This is a genomic window from Bacteroidota bacterium, assembly GCA_016715425.1.
Lineage (GTDB): Bacteria > Bacteroidota > Bacteroidia > Chitinophagales > BACL12 > JADKAC01.
This window is the reverse complement of record JADKAC010000002.1, coordinates 389,582-412,177: the sequence shown is the minus strand read 5'-3', so window position 1 is coordinate 412,177 and position 22,596 is coordinate 389,582. Positions and strand designations below refer to the sequence as shown.

20 protein-coding genes are annotated in these 22,596 nt (G+C 34.5%); 15 read left to right on the top strand and 5 right to left on the bottom strand.

Annotation, left to right across the window (positions count from 1 at the left end; genetic code table 11):
- The first annotated feature begins 86 nt into the window (after nt 1-86).
- The 14 genes from IPN31_03630 to IPN31_03565 all read left to right on the top strand — a co-directional run bounded on the left by IPN31_03630 (nt 87) and on the right by IPN31_03565 (nt 16,938).
- Nucleotides 87-896 (top strand): carboxypeptidase-like regulatory domain-containing protein, encoded by an 810-nt coding sequence (locus IPN31_03630; GenBank protein ID MBK8680992.1) that lies wholly within the window; start codon nt 87-89, stop codon nt 894-896.
- 11 nt (nt 897-907) lie between these two features.
- On the top strand, nt 908-1,351 hold the full coding sequence (locus tag IPN31_03625) for a DUF1572 family protein (GenBank protein MBK8680991.1): 444 nt from the start codon (nt 908-910) through the stop codon (nt 1,349-1,351).
- A 53-nt stretch (nt 1,352-1,404) separates the two neighbouring features.
- The gene (locus tag IPN31_03620; GenBank protein ID MBK8680990.1) at nt 1,405-2,364 is read left to right on the top strand and encodes an ROK family protein; all 960 of its coding nucleotides are present in this window, start codon (nt 1,405-1,407) and stop codon (nt 2,362-2,364) included.
- Between the two features lie 37 nt (nt 2,365-2,401).
- On the top strand, nt 2,402-5,290 hold the full coding sequence (locus IPN31_03615; GenBank protein ID MBK8680989.1) for a GH92 family glycosyl hydrolase: 2,889 nt from the start codon (nt 2,402-2,404) through the stop codon (nt 5,288-5,290).
- A gap of 315 nt (nt 5,291-5,605) precedes the next feature.
- Nucleotides 5,606-6,217 carry an adenylyl-sulfate kinase gene (cysC, locus tag IPN31_03610; protein ID MBK8680988.1) on the top strand — a complete coding sequence of 204 codons (612 nt, stop codon included), beginning with the start codon at nt 5,606-5,608 and terminating at the stop codon, nt 6,215-6,217.
- 3 nt (nt 6,218-6,220) lie between these two features.
- On the top strand, nt 6,221-7,129 hold the full coding sequence (cysD, locus tag IPN31_03605) for a sulfate adenylyltransferase subunit CysD (GenBank protein ID MBK8680987.1): 909 nt from the start codon (nt 6,221-6,223) through the stop codon (nt 7,127-7,129).
- Nucleotides 7,130-7,178: 49 nt separating this feature from the next.
- Nucleotides 7,179-8,477 (top strand): sulfate adenylyltransferase subunit CysN, encoded by a 1,299-nt coding sequence (gene cysN, locus IPN31_03600; GenBank protein ID MBK8680986.1) that lies wholly within the window; start codon nt 7,179-7,181, stop codon nt 8,475-8,477.
- A 101-nt stretch (nt 8,478-8,578) separates the two neighbouring features.
- Entirely contained in the window at nt 8,579-12,460 is a 3,882-nt protein-coding gene (locus IPN31_03595; GenBank protein ID MBK8680985.1) for a CHAT domain-containing protein, read from the top strand.
- A 34-nt stretch (nt 12,461-12,494) separates the two neighbouring features.
- Nucleotides 12,495-12,974: an energy transducer TonB gene (locus tag IPN31_03590; protein MBK8680984.1), complete on the top strand. Its 480-nt coding sequence runs from the start codon at nt 12,495-12,497 to the stop codon at nt 12,972-12,974.
- A gap of 220 nt (nt 12,975-13,194) precedes the next feature.
- Nucleotides 13,195-13,644, top strand: a complete 450-nt coding sequence (locus tag IPN31_03585; GenBank protein MBK8680983.1) for a GNAT family N-acetyltransferase — start codon at nt 13,195-13,197, stop codon at nt 13,642-13,644.
- 38 nt (nt 13,645-13,682) lie between these two features.
- Nucleotides 13,683-15,140, top strand: a complete 1,458-nt coding sequence (locus tag IPN31_03580) for an aminoacyl-histidine dipeptidase (GenBank protein MBK8680982.1) — start codon at nt 13,683-13,685, stop codon at nt 15,138-15,140.
- 77 nt (nt 15,141-15,217) lie between these two features.
- A complete protein-coding gene (locus IPN31_03575) occupies nt 15,218-15,637 on the top strand; it encodes an SRPBCC family protein (GenBank protein ID MBK8680981.1) in 420 nt (139 codons plus the stop codon).
- A gap of 277 nt (nt 15,638-15,914) precedes the next feature.
- A complete protein-coding gene (locus tag IPN31_03570) occupies nt 15,915-16,364 on the top strand; it encodes a PepSY-like domain-containing protein (protein MBK8680980.1) in 450 nt (149 codons plus the stop codon).
- Between the two features lie 106 nt (nt 16,365-16,470).
- Complete coding sequence (locus IPN31_03565) at nt 16,471-16,938, top strand: PA2169 family four-helix-bundle protein (GenBank protein ID MBK8680979.1); 468 nt, start codon at nt 16,471-16,473, stop codon at nt 16,936-16,938.
- A 92-nt stretch (nt 16,939-17,030) separates the two neighbouring features.
- Here IPN31_03565 and IPN31_03560 read toward each other — a convergent pair whose 3' ends face one another.
- The 5 genes from IPN31_03560 to IPN31_03540 form a co-directional block, all read right to left on the bottom strand.
- Nucleotides 17,031-17,693: an outer membrane beta-barrel protein gene (locus IPN31_03560; protein MBK8680978.1), complete on the bottom strand. Its 663-nt coding sequence runs from the start codon at nt 17,691-17,693 to the stop codon at nt 17,031-17,033.
- 319 nt (nt 17,694-18,012) lie between these two features.
- On the bottom strand, nt 18,013-19,083 hold the full coding sequence (gene prfA, locus IPN31_03555; GenBank protein MBK8680977.1) for a peptide chain release factor 1: 1,071 nt from the start codon (nt 19,081-19,083) through the stop codon (nt 18,013-18,015).
- 43 nt (nt 19,084-19,126) lie between these two features.
- Nucleotides 19,127-19,927, bottom strand: a complete 801-nt coding sequence (locus IPN31_03550; GenBank protein ID MBK8680976.1) for a hypothetical protein — start codon at nt 19,925-19,927, stop codon at nt 19,127-19,129.
- Complete coding sequence (locus IPN31_03545) at nt 19,917-20,654, bottom strand: UDP-2,3-diacylglucosamine diphosphatase (GenBank protein ID MBK8680975.1); 738 nt, start codon at nt 20,652-20,654, stop codon at nt 19,917-19,919. The genes IPN31_03550 and IPN31_03545 overlap by 11 nt, the downstream gene beginning before the upstream one ends.
- The gene (locus IPN31_03540) at nt 20,651-21,313 is read right to left on the bottom strand and encodes an LUD domain-containing protein (GenBank protein ID MBK8680974.1); all 663 of its coding nucleotides are present in this window, start codon (nt 21,311-21,313) and stop codon (nt 20,651-20,653) included. The genes IPN31_03545 and IPN31_03540 overlap by 4 nt, the downstream gene beginning before the upstream one ends.
- Nucleotides 21,314-21,444: 131 nt before the next feature.
- Between IPN31_03540 and IPN31_03535 the strand changes: the two genes are divergently transcribed.
- Nucleotides 21,445-22,578 carry an endonuclease/exonuclease/phosphatase family protein gene (locus tag IPN31_03535; GenBank protein ID MBK8680973.1) on the top strand — a complete coding sequence of 378 codons (1,134 nt, stop codon included), beginning with the start codon at nt 21,445-21,447 and terminating at the stop codon, nt 22,576-22,578.
- Nucleotides 22,579-22,596: the final 18 nt, after the last annotated feature.

The following is a 22,596-nucleotide window of genomic DNA, read 5'->3' as shown; positions in this document are numbered from 1 at the left end:
AGGCAAAATTCAGATATTTAAAATAGAATGCAAAATGCTTGGGGTATTTTTGATTTATTATGATGCAAAAATATTTTTTATTTCTAGTGCTGATATATTCCTCATTGCTAAATGCACAGCAATACAGTGGCAAGGTGGTAAATTCTAAAAGTGGTGAAATTATTCCCTACGTAAATATTGGTATTGTCAATAAGGGTGTGGGCACGGTTTCTCTTGGTGATGGCAGTTTTCATTTAAATCTTGAAGCAGAGTACGATAATGACACACTGCGTTTTTCGATGATTGGACTTGAAAGTGTAAGCTATCTTGTTAAGGATTATAAAACTCAGTTTAATGAAACCAGTGCTGAAATTTTAATGGCTGAATCTCTAACCGAATTGCAGACTGTAATAATTAAACCGGTGAAAGTGATTTCAGTAATTAAAGGAAATACATTTGATAATAAATCATTTGCCGCAGGTTGGAAAAGCGATGATCTTGGTGGTGAATTAGGTACAATAATAAATGTAAAAAAAGGCACAACCTATTTTATAAAAAACGTGCAAATAAATATTGCATGGTGTAAGTACGACAGTATTTTATTTCGCATGAATTTATATGATTATCAAAATGGAAAGCCCGGAAATTTTTTGCAAGCAGTGCCTATTTATCTGAAAGTAAAAAATGAACAACGCTATTTGTATGTTGATCTTGAACCCTATAATATTACTGTGGAAAGTGATTTTTTAATTGCGCTGGAATGGTTAGATGATCTACCGGATAAGCCAAGTTCACTGATGTTTTGTGCAGGCATGTTCGGTGCATCTACCTGTTATAGAAAAACAAGTCAGGATGCCTGGCAAAAGGTACCAATTGGTTTAGGCTTTAGTGTGGAAATGGAATATGAAAAAAAATAAAAACGAATAATATGAATTCTGATTTTACAACCATTTTAGGTAATGGTATTAATTCCATCATTACGGAATTACAACAATATGAAAACGAAACTGATATTTGGAATATTGAAGGAGAAATAAAAAACTCCGCAGGGAATCTTGCATTTCATCTTACGGGAAGTATCAATTATTTTATTGGTGCTGTGATGGCTAATAATGGCTATGTGCGCAATAGGGATGCAGAGTTTTCAGATAAAAATATTTCAAGAGAAAAAATGATTTCGGAATTGAATACAACCAAAACAATGATGGAGGAATTTATTTCGAAGCAAGATGCAGATTTTTATAATGCAATATTCCCATTACAAACTTTCGGTGAGAACCGCAGCAATCATTATGCACTCATGATAATTGCGGTACATCTCAATTATCATCTCGGTCAGATAAATTATCACAGGCGTTTGATTGGGAAATAATTTTTAATTCAGGATATATTTCCTTTGTAACACTTAATAAATTTTTTATAACTATGGATGTTGTTTTAGGAGTTGATATTGGCGGTACCGGAATTAAATTCGGTTTAGTTACTAAGCGGGGAAAAATTCTATATACTGATAAAGTAAAAACAAAAGCATATCCCAAACCTGAAAAATTACCTGAAGACTTAAAGAAAAGAATTGGTGCTGTATTGAAAGAAAAAGATTTAACGCTGCGAGGAATTGGTATCGGCACTCCCAATGGAAATTATTTTACAGGTACAATTGATAATGCACCCAACTTGCCCTGGAAAAATTTAGTGCCTTTAAAAGAATATTTTCAAAACACATTTAATCTACCTGTTGCATTAACCAATGATGCAAAAGCTGCTGCCCTTGGCGAAATGCAATACGGTGCCGGTAAAGGATGCAAGCATTATATTTTTATTACACTTGGAACCGGTTTGGGTAGTGGTATTATCGTGAATGGAAAATTAGTGTATGGATACGATAGCCTTGCAGGGGAATTAGGTCATATAATTGTGCATCGCAATGGTCGTGAATGTGGTTGTGGACGCAAAGGATGTCTGGAACAATACGCTTCTGCAACAGGAATTGTAAAAACATATTATGAATTGCTTCGCACAAAAAGTATTGATGATTTTCGTATGAGTCTTGGTAACATGATTGATGCTGAGGCAATTTATAAAAAAGCAAAAGCGGGCGATGAAATAGCTATTGATTCATTTAAAAGGACTGGCGAAATTTTAGGTTTTGCTTTGGCAAATAGTGTTTGCTACACACGTCCGGAAAAAATATTTTTATTCGGCGGACTTGCTCAAGCAGGAGATTTATTATTTGAACCAACCATTCAAAGTTTTAATGAAAATCTCTTGCGTATTTACGAAGGGAAAATTCAAATTCTTCCCAGCGGATTAAAAGAAAGTGAAGCTGCTATTTTAGGTGCCGCTTCATTAATCTGGAAAGAAATGCCACGCAATAAAAAAAAGTAATATTGCAAATTCTTCACAAGCCTATTAGTTTAAATACATGAGACAACTATTTAATTTTCTGTTTTGCATTTCACTGTTAAATATCAGCGCACAAAATGATGTTACACAATATGTAAATCCATTTATTGGCACAGGTGGTCATGGTCATACTTATCCCGGCGCTACACTGCCTTTTGGTATGGTGCAGTTAAGTCCGGATACTCGTTTGGAAGGTTGGGATGGTTGCAGCGGATATCATTACAGCGATTCGGTTATTTATGGTTTCTCTCATACACATTTAAGTGGTACAGGAGTTCCAGATTATTGTGATATTTTGTTGATGCCAATGATTTCTGATAAGCCTTTAAATGCAATGCAAAACAATAAAAGCATTGCAGGTTATCCATCAGAATTTTCACATGCAAATGAATTTGCTTCTCCCGGTTTTTATAGTGTGCTTTTAGATGATGAAAATATATTTGTTGAGCTTACAACAACTGCAAGAGTGGGAATGCATCGCTATACATTTCCGAAATCAAAAGATGCTCAAGTGATATTAGATCTCACACATCGTGATCAATTATTAGAAGGTTCTTACATTAAAATAATTGCACCGGATAAAATTGAAGGATTGCGCAGATCAACAGGTTGGGCTGCCGATCAATGGGTGTATTTTGCAATTCAATTTTCTCAGCCTTTTGAATCTGTTGTTGCATCATCGGATAGTATGCAATATGCAATGCATTTTTCTACTTCAAATAAAAAAGCAGTAGTAGTGAAATGTGCAATCTCTGCTGTTTCAACAGAAGGTGCATGGAATAATATGAATGTAGAAATACCTGATTGGGATTTTGAAAAAGTGAAATCTGATTCAAAAACTATTTGGAATACTGAACTCTCAAAAATAGAAGTGAGCACTGCGGATATCAATCGAAAAAAAGTATTTTATTCTGCATTATATCACTGCATGTTAGCACCTAATATTTATAATGATGCAGATGGAAAATATCGTGGTCATGATATGCAGATACATACAATCGAGGGACATAATTATTACACTGTATTTTCTTTGTGGGATACTTTTCGAGCTCTACATCCTTTGCTCACAATTATTGATCAGAAACGCACCAATGATTTTATTCAAACATTTTTATTTCAATATCAACAAGGTGGAAGATTACCAGTTTGGGAATTAGCTGCCAATGAAACAGAATGTATGATCGGTTATCACAGTGTGAGTGTAATTGCCGATGCGGCTGTTAAAGGAATCAGAGATTATGATATGCAACTTGCTTATACTGCAATGCAACATTCTGCAAACACAAATCTGTTTGGTTTGAAATATTATAACGACAAAGGATTTATCGAAAGCAATGAAGAAGGTGAATCTGTAAGTCGCACTTTGGAATATGCTTATGATGATTGGTGTATTGCACAAATGGGAAATATTATTCACGGAAAAAATGGTGACTACTGGAAATACTTTTATCGCAGTATGAATTATCTAAATTTATTCGATGGAGAATTTATTCGTCCGAGATTTAATGGTGGTTTTTTAGAACCTTTTGATCCAAGAGAAGTGAATTTTAATTATACAGAAGCTAATGCTTGGCAGTATAATTTTTTCTTCCCGCATGATGTGATGTATTTTACAAATAATCTCACTTCAAAACAATTCTTAGAAGAAAAATTAGATAGTTTATTTACAACTAATTCTGAAACTACGGGTAGAGAACAATCAGATATTACAGGTTTAATCGGTCAGTATGCACATGGTAATGAGCCCAGTCATCATGTAGCATATTTATATGCGTATGCCGACGCATCTTATAAAACTGAAGAACGTGTTCGGCAAATTATGGATGAATTATATCACGATGCACCGGATGGACTTTCGGGTAATGAAGATTGCGGACAAATGAGTGCATGGTATGTGTTGAGTGCAATGGGTTTCTATCCTGTTGCGCCGGGTTCTACAAAATATATTTTGGGTTCGCCGGTTTTTGATTCTGTAAAAGTGCATTTAGAAAATGGAAATGATTTTAAAATCACTGCAACAAATTATAGCATAGAAAATAAATATGTACGCACTGCTGCATTAAATGCAATGCCGATTACTGAACCGCAAATTGATCATAATGATATCATGAATGGAAGTACACTTGAATTTGATATGAGTGCTACACTAAATAAAAACTTTGGAAAATTTGCAGATGTATTTATGGAAAGAGATTTTGTGCCGGCTCCGGTTTTTGAACCTACAAATACTTCTTTCAACGGAACACAAATTGTTTCAATCTATTCCTTATCACCCGAAACAAATATTTTATTCAACGATACAAAGAAAGATCCTACACCCGGTGATCAACCGTATTATGCACCATTTAGAATTGATAATACGGTTGAATTAAAAGCAGTTGCTTATAATTCAATTGGTACTTTCAGTTCGGTGAGTACAGCAAAATATAAATCGTTGGATCAACATAAAACAATAGAATACATTACGGAATACGATCCGCAATATACAGGAGGTGGTGCCAATGCATTAATTGATGGATTGCGTGGCGCTGAAGAATTTAGAACTGGTGTATGGCAAGGCTGGTGGGGAAATGATATGGAAGTGCTTTTAGATTTAGGTGATGTTTATAGTGCGAGCAAAGTAAGTATTGGATTTTTACAAGACAGTAAAAGTTGGATTTTATTACCAACCGAAGTAACTATAGAAATTTCTGTAGATGGAATACACTTTAAAAAATTTAATCCGATTATTAAAAAAGTGGATGCAAATAATTTAATTCCGTTTACTGAAGATTATAATTTAAAATTTGGTACAACAGCAATCCGCTATATAAAAGTGCTTGCAAAAAGTTATGGTGAACTTCCACCAACTCATTTAGGTGCAGGTGGAAAGGCTTGGTTATTTTGCGATGAAATAATTGTGGAGTAGTTGGGGAACGTTGACCATTGGCTTACTGGCTATTGGCCGTTTGCCATTGGCAGTTGGCAAAAAAGTTACGAGTTTCGGGTTTCGAGTTTTAATCAAATCAACTCATCGCCTTTTCCAATTACAAATTTCCTCATCGGCTAGTCAACTAATTTGCTAATCATCTTAATCGGCTAATCGGCTAATCAGCTAATCGGCTAATCTGCACATCCGCACATTAATCACATCAATCAGACAACCATTTTTCTAAATCATTCATCCTTAAAACCATTGTAATTGCCTAACTTTGCGCCGCCGTTTGGCCTGAGATTGCAGAAAATGACTACAGTGCAGGATAACATTCACCCAATATTCCACCGCTTATTGCAGCGGGCCGATAAAGAGGCCTTTCTGAAACAGAATGCCCGTGTGCTATGGCTAACGGGTTTATCAGGCTCCGGAAAAAGCACAATTGCAGAAGCGCTCGAAAAGAAACTACATACTGATAGTTTTCTCACCATGTTATTGGATGGCGATAATATTCGCAGTGGAATAAATAAAAATTTAAGTTTCAGTGATGCAGACCGTATTGAAAATATCCGCCGGATTGCAGAAGTCAGCAAATTATTTCTGAATTGCGGTATCATTACCATGAACAGTTTTGTAAGTCCTACAAATGAAATTCGCACCATGGCAAAGCAAATAATTGGCGAAGAGAATTTTTTAGAAATATATATCAATGCGCCGTTAGAAGTATGTGAAGCAAGAGATGTGAAAGGATTATATGCAAAAGCAAGACGTGGCGAAATTCCTGATTTTACCGGTATCACTTCTCCCTTTGAAGCACCTGAGAATCCTGCAATGGAAATCCCCACCGATAAATTAAGTATTGAAGAAAGCGTAGATCAATTATACAATTTTATATTACCTATTATTAAATATCAAGTTTAAAATATCATGTCTTATAGTTTAACACATTTAAAAGAACTGGAAGCCGAGAGCATTTTTATTATGCGGGAAGTGGCGGCACAATTTCAGAACCCTGCCTTATTATTCTCGGGTGGAAAAGATTCTATCCTGATGGTTTATCTGGCACGTAAGGCTTTTTGGCCTGCGAAAATTCCATTTCCATTAGTTCATATTGATACGGGTCATAATTTTCCGGAGACAATTGAATACCGTGATTGGTTGGTGAAAGAAACCGGTGCCCGATTAATCGTTGGCGAGGTAGAAGATTCTATTTCTAAAGGTACCGCTGTGGAAGAGCAAGGAATAAATGCTTCCCGTAATGCTTTGCAAACGGTAACTCTTTTGGAAACAATAGAGAACAACAAGTTTGATGCATGTATGGGTGGCGCAAGAAGAGATGAAGAAAAAGCCAGAGCCAAAGAAAGATTCTTCAGTCATCGTGATGAGTTCGGTCAATGGGATCCAAAAAATCAACGTCCGGAATTATGGAACATCTTCAACGGGAAAAAACATCTTGGTGAACACTTCCGTGTATTCCCAATCAGTAACTGGACTGAGATGGATGTATGGCAATATATTCTTCAGGAAAATATTCCATTACCTACATTATATTTTTCTCATATGCGGGAAGTAATTGAACGTGATGGAACATATATATCTACCCATCCAAAATGGGTGAAATTGCGTGGCAATGAAAAGCCTGAAGTTCGTCAGGTGCGTTTCCGTACTTGTGGTGATCTTCCTATTACAGGCGCAGTTGCAAGTGATGCAGATACGGTAGAAAAAATTATTTACGAAGTAGCTACAACACGTATTACTGAAAGAGGAAATCGCTCGGACGACAAACGTTCCGAAACATCTATGGAAGACAGAAAAAAACAAGGATATTTCTGATCAAAAAATCATCAATTTATTTATCGCAAACAGAACAGAAGAAAATATAATGGAGCATTTATTAGAAGACGGAAAATTCGATCACAACGGTTATCTCAATATGGAATTACTGCGGTTTACCACTGCAGGAAGTGTTGACGATGGAAAATCTACATTGATAGGTAGAATGTTATATGATTCGAAATCAATTTTTCAAGATCAGTTGGAAGCTATTGAAAAATCATCATTACAAAGAGGTGAAGATTATGTAAATCTTGCTTTGCTTACTGATGGTTTACGTGCAGAACGTGAGCAGGGAATTACTATTGATGTGGCATACAGATATTTTGCTACACCAAAACGCAAATTTATTATTGCTGATACACCCGGCCATATTCAATACACAAGAAATATGGTTACCGGTGCTAGTACTGCGAACCTCGCCATCATTTTAGTGGATGCACGTCATGGTGTTGTTGAGCAAACACATCGCCATGCATTTATTGCTTCGCTGTTACAGATACCACATATTGTTATTTGTATTAATAAAATGGATCTTGTTGATTTTAAGCAAGAGGCTTATGATAAAGTGGTAGATCAATTCAAAAACTTTTCATCAAAATTAGATGTGCAGGATGTGCGCTTTATTCCTATCAGTGCATTGAAAGGCGATAACGTGGTTGACCGCAGCACAAAGATGGATTGGTATCAGGGACCTACCTTATTATATACTTTGGAAACAGTGCATATCGGTGGTGATCATAATATGATTGATTGCCGTTTTCCTGTGCAATATGTTGTGCGCCCAATGAGCGATGAATATCATGATTATCGTGGATATGCAGGTCGAGTGTCAGGTGGTGTTTTTAAACCGGGAGATTTAGTGATGCATTTGCCCTCCGGATTAACTTCAAAAATAAAAGCCATTACTACTATTGATGGCGAATTAGAATTCGCACATCCTCCTCAAAGCGTTACTATTTTATTGGAAGATGAAATTGATATCAGCCGTGGTGATATGTTGGTGCGTGAAAATAATATTCCGGAAACTGGCCAGGACATAGATGTGATGATTTGTTGGATGAGCGACAAAAAACAATTGCTGTTGAACGGTAAGTATGCAATTAAACATACTACCAGAGATGCAAGATGTATTGTAAAAGAAATACTTTATAAAGTGGATGTAAATACCCTGCATAGAGATCCAGATGTAAAAACATTTGGTCTTAATGAAATCGGACGAATTCGTATCCGCACCACAGTGCCTTTGTTCTATGATGAATACAGACAAAACCGTATCACAGGTTCTATCATTTTTATTGATGAAGGAACAAATGAAACGGTAGCTGCCGGTATGATTATTAAATAAATAACATATTTATGCTTATTTCAATCCCGCTTCAATTCAATTGTTGCGGGATTTTTTTTTCATGTTTGTAACGAATTTCTTTACAATAGCATCTACACACTATGCAGATAAAAACAGTATTCTTTTTTTTCTTTTTGATTGCAACACAATCCATCGCATTTACCCAATTAACTGCTCCCAATAAAACAGATAAAAATGGATTGCGCACTGGTAAATGGATTTTCTTTTATGACGTTGACAATAATTTATTAAAAGATGCTGTAAATGCAGATTGGTATAACACTGCAAAATTTAAAAAAAATATACCTGTCGGATTTGTAAATGAATATTCCATTGAGAATAATAATCTCGTCTATTCAGCACAATACAAATCTATGTTTCCAGATACGCTGAATGGTATTGCAATTTTGTATTACAAAAACAACAATAAAAAATATATCTACAATTATCAGGATGGATTAATGCAAGGATTGGCCGAACAATTTTATCCTTCCGGAAACATACAATGGAGATGTAATTATACCGACGATTTACCTGATGGCAATTATACAGAGTATTATGAGAATGGAAATGTAATGCGAAGTGGTTCTGTTACTCTGGGGAAAAAGAATGGCGTATTTAATTTTTATAGAAGTACAGGTGTGATAGAAAAATCTACAACCTATGAAAATGATTTGCGCATTGGCATAACAAAAAATTATGATTCTTCTGGATTGTTAACTTCTGTTTTTCCTTACGAAAATGATATGCTGACAGGAGTGATAAAATACTATAACACCACTGGTGAAGTAGGAAAATGTGTGATGTATTATCAGGACGCTATTCTTGATTTATACGATCTGATCGGTTCCACTGCAATGATGATTGCATTGGGTGATGCAAGTGAGGAAGCATTTACAAAAGGATTTATTATGGAGGAATATTTCCGATATACCTATGGTGAAGAAAATGTACTCTACGGATTTGCAACAGGATTTTTGTCGCAATTATATTTTTTAAATGGCGATAAAGAAAATGGTTTACCCTGGACTTTAAAAACGTATGCAATTGATATAAAAGCTATCGGTACAAAAGATGAACCTACTGCGGATGGATGGCATTTATTCAGTTTAATTTTTTCTACTTACGGCGAATATGACCTTGCGTTGGAAGCTTCGCAAAAGGCAATTGATCGCAGCAGATTACATGGTGAACCTACAGCAACTACATTGGAATATTTAAACCGTATGGCTGGTTTGCAAATTACTATTGATAATTATGATGAGGGTTTTGCAGTGTATGATACCATCTTGAATATCTGCGACAATATGCCTGACTCCATGATGTATGATTGCACCAATTACGGATTGGAATATGCTTCTTATTTAAATGCAACTTTTAATTCTGAGCAAGCGCTTGCTACATTAAATAGAGTTGAAAAAATGGCTGCAGGAACAGGATTAGATTACAATGTGCTGTATGCAAAAGGAAAATCTAAAATTGATTTGAACAGGGTGGAAGATGGTCTTGCAGATTATAAAATTGTGTATGATAATTTCAGAATAGCACAATCGGATACTGTTTTGCATTTGGACGTAGTGCGTGATCTTGCAAACTATTATACAGGAACGGGAAATTATTCTGCTGCTGAAAAATTATATCTTGAATCAATTGCAGTATCAAAAAATTATTTGCAATCAGATAGTTCAGATTATTTTAACCGCATGATGGATATCGCAGATTTTTATGTAAGAGTAGGTAGATATCAGCAAGCAATTCCTCTCGCAGAGGATGTTACTATGTTTCGCACTCGTGAATTGCAAAACAATACAAATACTTTTTTTGATTTTCTAACTGGTGATTTATTGAAAAGTAATTTCAATGCGCAGCTTATGGCGATGGGTCGCATTTATGAGAGTGCGAATAAAATGGAATCGGCAGAAATATATTATAGACAAGCATTTGATTTTGCATTAGCAGAAGAAGGCGACAGCTCTTTCAATTATATAAATGCAACTGCCGCACTCGCAGGTGTTGCAATGGATCAGGAAAAATATTTGGAGTCGGAAGAATTATATGCTTCCGCTTTGGCATTAAGCGAAAAATATTTGGGTGATCTCAATATTAATTATCAAACATGGCGGGATAATGTTTCTGAATTATATATTCGAATGGAAAGATATGATGATGCGCTTGCAATTGCAGAAGAAGTGTTGGATTACAGGAAAAATAATTATAATGAAACTGATCCATTAGTACTCGCAAGTTATCGGCGCCTTGCAAGTATTTATGATGCATTAAATAAACCCGAACTGGCGAGAGATTTATATGTGCGGAATTTAGATTTACAATTGGAACAACTGAATACAAATTTTAGTGTGATGAATGCTGCAGAGCAAGAAGCATTTCTATCTACTTTCCGCTATCAATTTGATGTATTTAATGATTTTGTTTTTGCCCATTCTCAACTGCCGGGAATTGCAGGAGATATGTATAATTATCAATTGGCAAATCGTGCAATGTTATTGTATTCATCCACCAATGCACGTCGCAATTTTGAACAATCACCTGATGCGGAAATCAGAAATGTTTACACCGAATGGTTACATACAAAACAATATGTTGCGAAATTAGAATCGCAAACAGATGCCGATAAATCGTATGTGGATTCATTAAAGATTGCAGCAGATAATTATGAAAAACAATTAAATTTAAAAAGCGGTAGCAATATCAGTTATGTTGTAAATGAAAAATGGACAGATGTAAAAAAACAATTACAAGCAACAGATGCGGTAATCGAATTTTTACAGATATATAGTTATTCTGATAAGCAACATCAAGGTGAATGGTATGCGGCAATGATACTTACCGGAACTATGCAAGAGCCGGAGTTAGTAATGCTTTGCAGCGAGGATATTTTACTTCAAATAATCGCAAAAAGAAAAGATGAAACAGATGCAGCCTATGCATCTCGTTTATATGGTTTTCCTGAATATGATGAGGAAGAAGCTTATTATGATGGTCAACATTTATATCAATTACTTTGGCAACCATTACAAAAATATCTCACTGTAAATGGAAATATATATATCACTGTTTCCGGTGTAATAAATACAATTAATGTTGCTGCAATTCCAATTGCATTTAATACCTATGCAGGATTTAATTACAATATTTCGCAGATTGGAAATTCGGCTGATCTTGAAAAGATTAAAAAAGCAGATACATTTAAATCAGGTGAAATTGCAATGATTGGTGGTGTGGATTATATGTCGAGTGATGATAAATTATATGCTGCAATGCAATCTGAAAATACATTGCAGAATGCAAATGAATTACTTGTATTAAATGATAGCAGAAATGCAGTGAATACCCGTGGTGGTGAATGGAATTATTTACCCGGTACTTTACAAGAAGTGAAAAGTATAGATCTGTTATTGCAAACAAGTAAAAACAAAACAGAAATGTTTACCGGCAGCAAAGCATCGGAAGATATGTTTAAAAATTTTAGTGGCAACGCACCGGAGATAATGCATATTTCTACACATGGATTTTTTGTAGATCAATTACCCGGCAACGCAGTTTCCAATTCAGATGCAATGTATCGTTCGGGATTATTGCTTGCAGGTGGAAATCGCAGTTGGAAAGGAGAAAAATTGCCTGCGGATTTAAATGATGGTATTCTCACTGCAGCCGAAGTGAGTTATATGGATTTGAGTAAATGTCGTCTTGCCGTTTTATCTGCATGTGAAACAGGTTTGGGAACTGTGCGCAGTGATGAAGGTGTGTTCGGTTTACAACGTGCTTTTAAATTAGCCGGAGTTGAAAATATAGTGATGAGTTTGTGGAAAGTAAGTGATAAAGAAACTGCTTTGTTCATGGAATATTTTTATGGGAATTTATTGAAAGGAATGGAATTGAATTCTGCATTTCGCTTGGCACAACAAACAATGAGTAAGCGATATGGCCCTTACTATTGGTCAGCATTTATTCTGTTGCAATAATTTTTACAATATATTTATGGAATAATCCGATGGTTTGCATCAACCAACAGCCGTCGCATTTGATGGATATTATTTCACACTAAAACCAAACATTATGAATCATTTTAAAAACACAGCTTTAAAAAGTGTTGCAACACTTTTATGTATTCTTTCTCTCACATTTATTTCAGAAACAGCTTCAGCGCAAAGCGCCGATGATATGCCATTAAAACAAGCAGAGGTGATGCCCACTTTCAAAGGTGGTGATGATGCAATGATGAAATATCTTTCTGAATCAATTCAATACCCGGCAGATGCAAAAGAAAAAGGAGAGCAAGGAAAAGTGTATGTCGGTTTTGTAATTGATGAAAAGGGAAATGTTACAGATGCAGTTGTTAAGCGAGGTGTTTCGGCAACATTAAATGCAGAAGCATTACGTGTTGTAAATGCAATGCCGCAATGGACTCCAGGTGAACAAGATGGCAAGAAAGTGAAAGTGGAATATGTAGTACCTATTTATTTTAAATTGAAGTAATTGTTTTTCTGATTACAATTTTCTTGGTCAGAGTTAAAAAGGTTGAATCAATTTTACATTGTTTCAACCTTTTTATTTTATTCTCATCCAATCAATTTACCTTAAAAGTACAAGCTAAATAAAGTAAAATAAGATTCTTGCTATTTTACTTTAAGCTATCGAAAGTAAAATAGCCTAGATTTCATCATGTAGATTTATTATCTATTTTTAATGCTGAATAATGCAAATTAAAATAGAAATCCAACAAGCAAAAATTACAGATGCAAAAGCGATTGCATCTCTTTCTGATCAATTAGGATACACAAGTTCTGAAGCAGCAATCCAACAACGGCTGCATGTAATATTTCAGGATTCAAATCAATGTGTTTCTGCTGCAATTTATAATCAACAGTTAATCGGTTGGATTCATGGATTCATTGCTTTGAGAGTTGAATCTGATGCATTTGTTGAGATTGGCGGATTGGTGGTGAACGAACAATTCAGGCAACAAGGCGTTGGAAAATTGCTTGTAGAAAAAATATATAGTTGGTCGCTTAACAAACATTGTAATCATATACGGGTGCGCAGTAATGTGATGCGCAAAGAATCACATCTGTTTTATAAAAAATTAGGATTTAATGAATTAAAAGAACAAAAAGTATATGGTTTAGAATTGCTTAAAAATTCTTAATTTCAAACTCTACACAATTAAAAAATAAATACAACATAATGGATTTATCAAAATTAGAACCCGCAAATATCTGGAAGAATTTCGCTGCATTAAATGCCGTACCTCGGCCGAGTAAAAAAGAAGAAAAAGTAATTGCTTTTATTGAAGCATTCGGAAATAAACTCGGTTTGCCAACTACTAAAGATGCAGTTGGCAATGTGATAATAAAAAAACCTGCAACCAAGGGAATGGAAAATCGAAAGACTGTTGTTTTGCAAAGTCATTTGGATATGGTGCATCAAAAAAATGCAGATACAAAATTTGATTTCAATACGGAAGGAATTAAAATGTTGGTGCAGGATGATTGGGTGAAAGCAGATGGTACCACATTAGGTGCAGATAATGGAATTGGTGTAGCTGCAATCATGTCAATTTTAGAATCAGATTCTATTCCGCATCCACCCTTGGAAGCATTATTTACTATTGATGAAGAAACGGGTATGACAGGTGCACTTGAATTAAAAGGCGGATTATTAGATGCGGATATTTTATTAAATCTTGACACCGAAGATGATGATGAACTTACAATAGGATGTGCGGGTGGAGCGGATGTAACTGCAACTACAAAATACACTGAAATAAAAACACCTTCCACTGTTTCTTTTTATAAACTCAGTGTAAAGGGATTAAGCGGTGGACATAGCGGAATGGAAATTCATAAAGGGTTGGGCAATGCAAATAAAATTATGAATCGCTTGTTATTGTTTGCTGATAATAAATTCAACATTTATATAAATAGCATTGATGGTGGTGGCTTGCGCAATGCAATTCCACGAGAGAGCTTTGCAATAATTGGTGTAGAGAAAAATGATACTGTATCATTAGAAAAATTTATAGCTGAACAAACATCTATATTAAAAATTGAATATGCCTCAACCGATAAAGGATTACAAATTGAATTAGAAAAAGCGGATGCACCTGCTAAAGTAATGGAAGACGATTTTCAGAAAAAAATACTCCGTGCAATCTATGCATGTCCGAATGGAATTTATAGAATGAGTCCTGATATTCCTGATCTTGTGCAAACATCTAACAATGTAGCAAGAGTTGAAATTAAAAATGGCAATGCATCTATTCAATGCCTATGTCGGAGCTCAGTAAATTCTGAAAAAGAAGATGCCGCAATAGCAATTACAAGTGCATTTGAATTGGCGGATTGCACAGTTTCAACAGGGGGTTCTTATCCCGGTTGGCCACCTGCGCCACATTCGGAAATTGTTACTATCATGTCTGATTTATATACCGAATTATTTAAAGGTGATGCACATGTAAATGCATGTCATGCAGGATTAGAATGCGGAATCCTCGGCAGAAATTATCCCGATATGGATATGATTTCATTCGGCCCAAATATTCGTGGCGCACATTCACCGGATGAGCGAGTGCAAATTTCAAGCGTACAAAAATTTTGGAAATATTTATTAGAAACATTACAGAGGATTCCTGTAAAGAATTAAAAAGTAAACCGTTAAATGTTGTTATTAAATACATCTCTAAAATTGCGGAATAAATATTTTTATAAAAACAAATTGCAATGGAACCAAGAGCAACAATTTCAATTCAAACAATCGTAAATGCACCCATAGATAAAGTTTGGGAAAGCTGGACAACTCCACAACATATTATGCAATGGAATAATGCAGATGTATCCTGGCATACAACAGCAGCAGAAAATAATTTACATGTGGGCGGTGCATTTAAAAGCAGGATGGAAGCGAAAGACGGCAGTATGGGTTTTGATTTTGAAGGTGTGTATGAAGCAATTGAAAAAAATAAATTAATTCAATATGTACTTGGTGATGGCAGAAATGTGCGTATTGATTTTAAAGAAGTAGGAAACAGCACAGAAATAACAGAAGCCTTTGAAGCAGAAGATGAACATCCATTGGAATTTCAAAAATCTGGTTGGCAATCTATATTGGATAATTTTAAAAGTTACACGGAGGCATTATAACCGGATATTGCTTAAACCTATTTCCTGTTTTTTACTACTTTTATTATCCTATTAATTTTAAAGCTTTTTAAAAATTTTCAATTAGAGAAGCACATATTGTCTCAACAATTTTAAATCTTATGTGTTACTAATTATATCGAAAGTATTAAAATCGGGAATCAAAAATGATTACTATTTTTTACTTTAAAACCCACGAAGCACTTTAGAAATTAAGAATGTTTATATATCCTGAATTTTTTAATCAAGATATATTTTACATTATAAAAATATTAAACCAATGAAAAAAATAGTATTCTTAATAATGTGTGTTGGCCTCATAAGTTTGACAGCATGCAATAAAAAATCTGTTTCATATAAAAATGTACCTGATAAGGTTAAAGTACCATTCAAGGAAAGGTTCCCGGATGTAAAAAATGAAAAATGGGCAATGATTGACACTGGTATTTATGAAGCAGAGTTTAAATTAAATGATACAGAAATGTTTGTGGATTATAGAGAAAATGGTGAATGGATAGAAACAGAACAGAAAATAGAAAAATCGGAATTACCGCAATCAATTTCACTGGTAGTGGAAAATGAATTTGCTGCTTATAATGCAGAGGACTATCGCAAAGTGGACAACCAACAACATGGTGAATGTTATCAGGTGAAGTTGAAAAAAGATAGTGAGACAATAAGAATTTTGTTTAGTGAAAACGGTATGGTGTTGAATAAGAAAGTACTATAATCGTAATTTTCAAAACGATCTATAAATTCTGAAATAACGATTCGACAAATGGATAAAGTAAATTTAAAGACCACGTATTATTAATAAACATTTAAAAATTGAAATTATGACAACAAACAAAGAAGTAAGCGATATCCTAAACGATTTAATTCTGATCAATAATGATAGAATTGAGGGATATGAAAAAGCCATTAAAAACCTTGGTGATGGCAGTATTGATTTAAAGGCAACATTTAATCAAATGGTGGATCAAAGCCGTGGATTAAAACAAGATCTTGTTGCTGAAGTAGGTAAATTGGGAGGAGATGTGGCCGATGGCACAACTAATTCGGGTAAAATCTACAGAGCATGGATGGATGTTAAAGCCACCTTTACTGGCAACGATCGCCAGACCGCTTTAAATAATTGTGAGTTTGGAGAAGATGCTGCGCAAAAAGCTTATAACGAAGCTTTAAAAGATGAAGATCTTACCGATCACTCAGCCAGAAAGTTAGTATCTGATCAAAAAGATAAACTGAAAAGATCCCATGATATTATTAAAGGATTGAGAGATGTGCATAAAGCGCTTTCCTAAAATACGATTTTCAATATTTAAAAAGGTTGCTTTTTTTAAGCAACTTTTTTTTGTTTTGTATGGTAAATTGCTTTACCAATTATCCTCTGATTTTATTTTAAAAAAATGCTATAACCTAGATTAAAATTAAAACTCCTGTTTTTAGATGTATTATATTTTTCAGCATCTGCTAAGCCATAGTAGTAATCAAATGCAAAATAGATTTGACTTTTAGATAAGTTATAACTTAATCCTGCACCATTATATATTCCATAATCCCATCTATTTAATACACCATTATTATCTAAAGGCATTTTCATTCTTGCCGTTGGTAAATCTCCAAACAAATCATCTTGTTCTTCATAAGCAGCTACTAGAAATGAAGTACCAATTCCTACTTTGCCAAACAAGGCTATTTTATTTTTAAATAGTGGTAAACTTCCTTTAAATAAAATGGGTAATTCGGCATAATTCAAAAGATATTTTGTGTCAAACACCGGTATAAAAAAGCCGGGGACACAAGCAGCGCCACGACCTGTATAGCCTGGTTCTACTCCCACACTAAAATATGTATCGATGATATAGTATGTTGTTGCATGTATATTAAAACGGTTTACAGTAGTTTCTGCATTCTCCGGAAGAATTACATCCCCATAGTCTTCTTTTGCATTTGTATAACCTCCGTTAATTCCAATAGCAAACTGTGCGTACATTGGTATGCTGAAGCAAAATAGCAGAGTAATTAAAACTGCGCTTTTAATATTTATAGTTTCCATATTGTGAAATTTATTAACCAAATGTAAACTGAATTATTTTTATACACTATCTACTTACACAATTTAACATTAACCATTGATTTTTTAAATTGAAAATAAAAAAACTCATCACTCATCATTCATTTTTTCATTTACCATTTACCATTTATAAATTATAATTGCATTTTGCCTATTGCTAATTTTTTTTCACTCACCACTCATGATTTCATTTACCATTTACCTTTATAATTTACAATTGCATTTTGCCTAATGCTAATTGCTTATTGTTAATTTTTTTTCACTCACTACTCACTACTCACTACCTGATACCCACTACCCCTCACAATCCACCTGCTTTCATTTTCTCTGCATTTTCTGCTATTTGCAATGCATCCATTAATTCGTCAATATTGCCATTCATTACTTCGGGTAAATTATACATCGTGAAATTGATGCGATGATCAGTTACTCTTCCTTGCGGAAAATTATAAGTGCGAATTTTTGCTGAACGATCACCTGTGCTCACCAATGTTTTTCTGTGTTTGGAAATTATTGCCATGTGCTCATTATATGCTTTTTCATAAATGCGTGTACGCAGCACTTTTAATGCTTTGGCTTTGTTTTTCATCTGCGATCTTTCATCCTGACATTCCACTACAATACCTGTAGGAATATGTGTCATGCGAATTGCACTCTCTGTTTTGTTTACGTGCTGTCCACCTGCACCCGATGCACGAAAGGTATCAATCTTTACATCGTTCATATTAATATCTACATCCACTTCTTCAGCTTCCGGCAATACCGCAACTGTTGCTGCGGAAGTATGCACTCTTCCCTGACTTTCTGTTTCGGGAACACGCTGCACACGATGCACACCTGATTCATATTTCAGTTTGCCGTACACATCTTGTCCTTCCACTTCCATTACAATTTCTTTATAGCCGCCTTTCTCACTTTCATTCATGTTTATCACTTCTGTTTTCCATCCCTTCTTTTCAAAATAACGGCTATACATTTTATACAAATCTCCGGCAAAAATGCCTGCTTCATCACCTCCTGTTCCTGCACGAATTTCGAGAATAGCATTTTTCTCATCTTCCGCATCTTTCGGTACTAACAACAGTTTTATTTTTTCTTCCAATTGTTCTTTTTCATCTTCTAATAATACCAGTTCTTCTTTTGCCATTGCCCATAGTTCTGCATCTTTTTCTGTATTGATTAATAGCTTACAATTTTCTGCATTGCTCACCACCAATTGATATTTATCAAATGCCTGCACCACTGGACTCATGTCTTTATATTCTTTATTTAATTGTTTGAAACGCTTCATATCTTTTATCAACTCGGGGTCGCTGAGTTGTTCTTGAATAAGCATCCATTTTTCTTTAATCGCCTGAAGTTTCGCAATCAATTGCATAGCGTGAAGTTGTTTGTTTTACTATAAAATAAATAAGCTAATATTCAACAGAATACACTCCAATCTGCGAAGCAGTACGCAGAAATAATCTGTTGGGATGTATGCGAACTTGCAATACATCTGGTAAAGGAAGCGGATAATTTTTTCTGGACAATAACGTATTGTCAATCATCTGCATTTCGTTGTCTTGTAAAAACACAAAGTTGTTATTTACTACTTGAATATATCCAATAGTCTGAGTTCGTATTTCATTGTAAAAAGAACCGTATAAATCAAATAGCAACACACGATAATTTTTATCAAGCAGATACACACTTTGATTGTAATAAATAATTTGCGATGGAAGAACAACATCACTAAACAATGCATCAAATGCTTCACTTTCTAACACCTTATTTCCACGTTCATCTAATTTCACAAGCTTGCGACTCAATTGATCGTAAATCCAAAAGTAATTATCATCCGCTTGTGAGCAGACCACATAAGGGAGATAAGAATTTTTATCGGAAGTAGAAGTGAGGTTAATAATATTCATCGCCGAACAAGTATTATCCATAATTACTACTGTATAAAAATCAGGGAAAAATACAAGTACTCGCATCGGATTACTTGCATCAATATATGTGGGTTTGCCTAATCGTTTGTCGCTGAATGTATATTCAATTCCGGAATTGAATTCATATTTTATCACTTCATTTTTCCCATTGATATAATATAAATTTTGCAGATGGTCTGTTGTAAAATAACTACTTGTTAAATCGACAGAATACAATAAGCTATCCGTTGCAGAAACACTGAAGGAAATACATAAAAACAGTATGAAACAATTACTTTTCAAAATATAATAAACTTGCTTTTTCACCATCAAACACAAGGTAAGTGAAATGTGTTATCCAATCTCCTAAGTTATAAAAAGTACTGTTATTTTTTAGTGGCACTTCTAAAACAATATGTCGGTGACCAAAAATGAAATAATCAAAATGTTCTTTTTCTAAAATTTCTTTGGCATAAATAATCTGCCACTCTTTATCCTCACCTAAGTATGCAGCTTCTTCATTCTTATTTCTACTTCTTCCCGACCAATAACGAGCCATTGAAAAAGCAATTGTAGGATGCAGCAATCCAAATAATTGTTGATTAAATTTATTGCGAAATACTTTTTTAATAAACTTATAACCATGATCTCCGGGTCCGATTCCATCACCATGTCCAACAAAAAATTTCTTTCCTCCCCATTCAAATTGTATGGAATCATGATGTACTGGAATGCCAAGTTCTTGTTGAAAATATCCGAACATCCACATATCGTGATTGCCGATAAATACTTCTATTTCTATTCCACTATCCTGCAATTCGGCAAGTGTTCCCAATAATCTGACATGACCTTTTGGAGAAACATGTTTGTATTCAAACCAAAAATCAAAAATATCGCCGAGTAAATAAATTTTTGCAGCATCATGTTTTATGCTGTGAAGCCAACGCACAATTTTTTTTTCTCTTTCTAAACTTTGTGCATGATCGGGAATGCCGAGATGAAAGTCGGATGCGAAATAAATTTTTTTCATTCTCCTGTTTCTGTTACCCAATTATCAATCAGGAAAACATATACTGCCCTTGGACCGTGTGCACCCAACACCAAAGTTTTTTCAATATCTGCAGTGCGGCTTGGTCCTGTTGCAAGATTTACCATACTCGGCATACTGCCATCATATTTTTTTCGCACTAATGCAAATGCATCTGAAATATCAAGTACTAATTGATTGGTGCTGGCAATAACAATATTGTAAGGAGGAAATACAGGTAATGTGCGGCCTAATGCCAATCGGCTGGAAAACAATACACTTCCGGTGCGGGCAACTAACGCTTCGCAAGGTGTTAAACTCACTTCTGTTTGTATAATATTTTTATCAGTTTCGTAATCGGTAAATACATTGCGATCAAAAAGTGTAAGTAAAGATTTATCTACACAACTTATTTTTTTCCATCCTTTTTGCGCAATTAATTCTTTCAATGAATCCACACATTCTTTTTCTGTTTCGCAAAAAATAAATTCACCATTCACTTTTATTAACTCCTGAGCAAATTGAATTTCCAATGGTTCTTCACTTACCGGATATGCCGGATCCATAGGTTCATTCAACGAGAAGGGAGCCTTGGTAGGGGATAACAATGCCTTCCTGATATTGGTGAGCATTGCTTCTTTACTGGATATGTTGCGTGCCATCAGCACAAAGTTAGGGAAAAAGCATTGTTGTTATTGAGCTTTGCATTGTGTCTATCATGATAGTTTAAATTCATTATCAAAAATATCTTTTACCTTGTGTTGCAATTCAGTTAACACAAAAATTATTTGTTATGCCTTGGTATAATGATCTGCGTCCTATCAGTGATGATAAAAAGAAAAATTTTGCATTGGTTTTTCCTGAAATGACTTATATAGAAAAAATGCGCTGTATCGAAAATCTTTTAATATTAATTGAAGCATTAGATAAAGAGTTTCCAACTCGAAGAACTGAATCTAATTTAATTATTGGCACCTGGAATTTAAAGGAGTTTGGACATACTACTCAGCGACTGCCCGAGTCCTATTTTTATATTGCTGAAATAATTAATCGCTTTGATATAGTCGCTATTCAGGAAATAAAATCTACGTTGAAAGATCTGGAAATAATTATGCGACTACTCGGCAAAGATTGGGCGTATATGATTAATGATATTACAGAAGGCAGAGATGGCAATAGTGAAAGATCGGGATATATCTATAATAAAAAAAGAGTGCAGCTATCAGGATTGGCAGGCGAAATAATATTGTGGGATGACCTTACAAAAAACAGTGCAATTAAACAACTGAAACGCACTCCTTATATCACAGGATTTATAAGTGGATGGAAACAATTTGAAATCGTGAATTTGCATTTGCATCCGGGTGATGGTGAAGACGATAAAATATGGCGATTGGAAGAAGTGTCTTTATTGTTACAGGCAATTGCGCATAAAATAAAGAGCAAACATTTGTGGTCGGATAATATTATTATAACCGGCGATATGAATTTATATCATCCGATTGGAAATAATCTGAATGATAAACCAACAGTGGAATTATTTAGCAGCAATGGTTTTATTGAATTAGAATCGTTGATAGGAAAGGATACGAATGCAACGGGCACACAAATGTATGATCGTTTGTTTTTTTATATAAATAAATATTTTCATTTTGTAAAAAATACTGAACAACAGGATAGCGGTGGAGTTTTTAATTTCTTTAATCATATTTATAGAGAAGAGAGTTTTTCTAAATATGTTCTTGAAATGCAAAAGGTGTACGGAGGAAGTACAGATTTAACAGTAGCAGAGAATCAAAAAAAATATTTTAAAAACACATGGCGCAAAAATCAGATGTCGGATCATTATCCTGTGTGGGCAGAAATTGTAATTGATAATTCAAAAGAGTTTTTAAAAGAAAAGTTGGTGGAGTTTGGGGAGGGTTGAAAAAATTACACAGAGCAA

Coding starts and splice junctions, on each gene's coding strand:
- IPN31_03625 (MBK8680991.1), top strand. CDS start 908: ATGAATTCTGATTTTACAACCATTTTAGGTAATGGTATTAATTCCATC.
- IPN31_03620 (MBK8680990.1), top strand. CDS start 1,405: ATGGATGTTGTTTTAGGAGTTGATATTGGCGGTACCGGAATTAAATTC.
- IPN31_03615 (MBK8680989.1), top strand. CDS start 2,402: ATGAGACAACTATTTAATTTTCTGTTTTGCATTTCACTGTTAAATATC.
- cysC (MBK8680988.1), top strand. CDS start 5,606: ATGACTACAGTGCAGGATAACATTCACCCAATATTCCACCGCTTATTG.
- cysN (MBK8680986.1), top strand. CDS start 7,179: ATGGAGCATTTATTAGAAGACGGAAAATTCGATCACAACGGTTATCTC.
- IPN31_03595 (MBK8680985.1), top strand. CDS start 8,579: ATGCAGATAAAAACAGTATTCTTTTTTTTCTTTTTGATTGCAACACAA.
- IPN31_03585 (MBK8680983.1), top strand. CDS start 13,195: ATGCAAATTAAAATAGAAATCCAACAAGCAAAAATTACAGATGCAAAA.
- IPN31_03580 (MBK8680982.1), top strand. CDS start 13,683: ATGGATTTATCAAAATTAGAACCCGCAAATATCTGGAAGAATTTCGCT.
- IPN31_03575 (MBK8680981.1), top strand. CDS start 15,218: ATGGAACCAAGAGCAACAATTTCAATTCAAACAATCGTAAATGCACCC.
- IPN31_03570 (MBK8680980.1), top strand. CDS start 15,915: ATGAAAAAAATAGTATTCTTAATAATGTGTGTTGGCCTCATAAGTTTG.
- IPN31_03565 (MBK8680979.1), top strand. CDS start 16,471: ATGACAACAAACAAAGAAGTAAGCGATATCCTAAACGATTTAATTCTG.
- IPN31_03560 (MBK8680978.1), bottom strand. CDS start 17,693: ATGGAAACTATAAATATTAAAAGCGCAGTTTTAATTACTCTGCTATTT.
- IPN31_03545 (MBK8680975.1), bottom strand. CDS start 20,654: ATGAAAAAAATTTATTTCGCATCCGACTTTCATCTCGGCATTCCCGAT.
- IPN31_03540 (MBK8680974.1), bottom strand. CDS start 21,313: ATGGCACGCAACATATCCAGTAAAGAAGCAATGCTCACCAATATCAGG.
- IPN31_03535 (MBK8680973.1), top strand. CDS start 21,445: ATGCCTTGGTATAATGATCTGCGTCCTATCAGTGATGATAAAAAGAAA.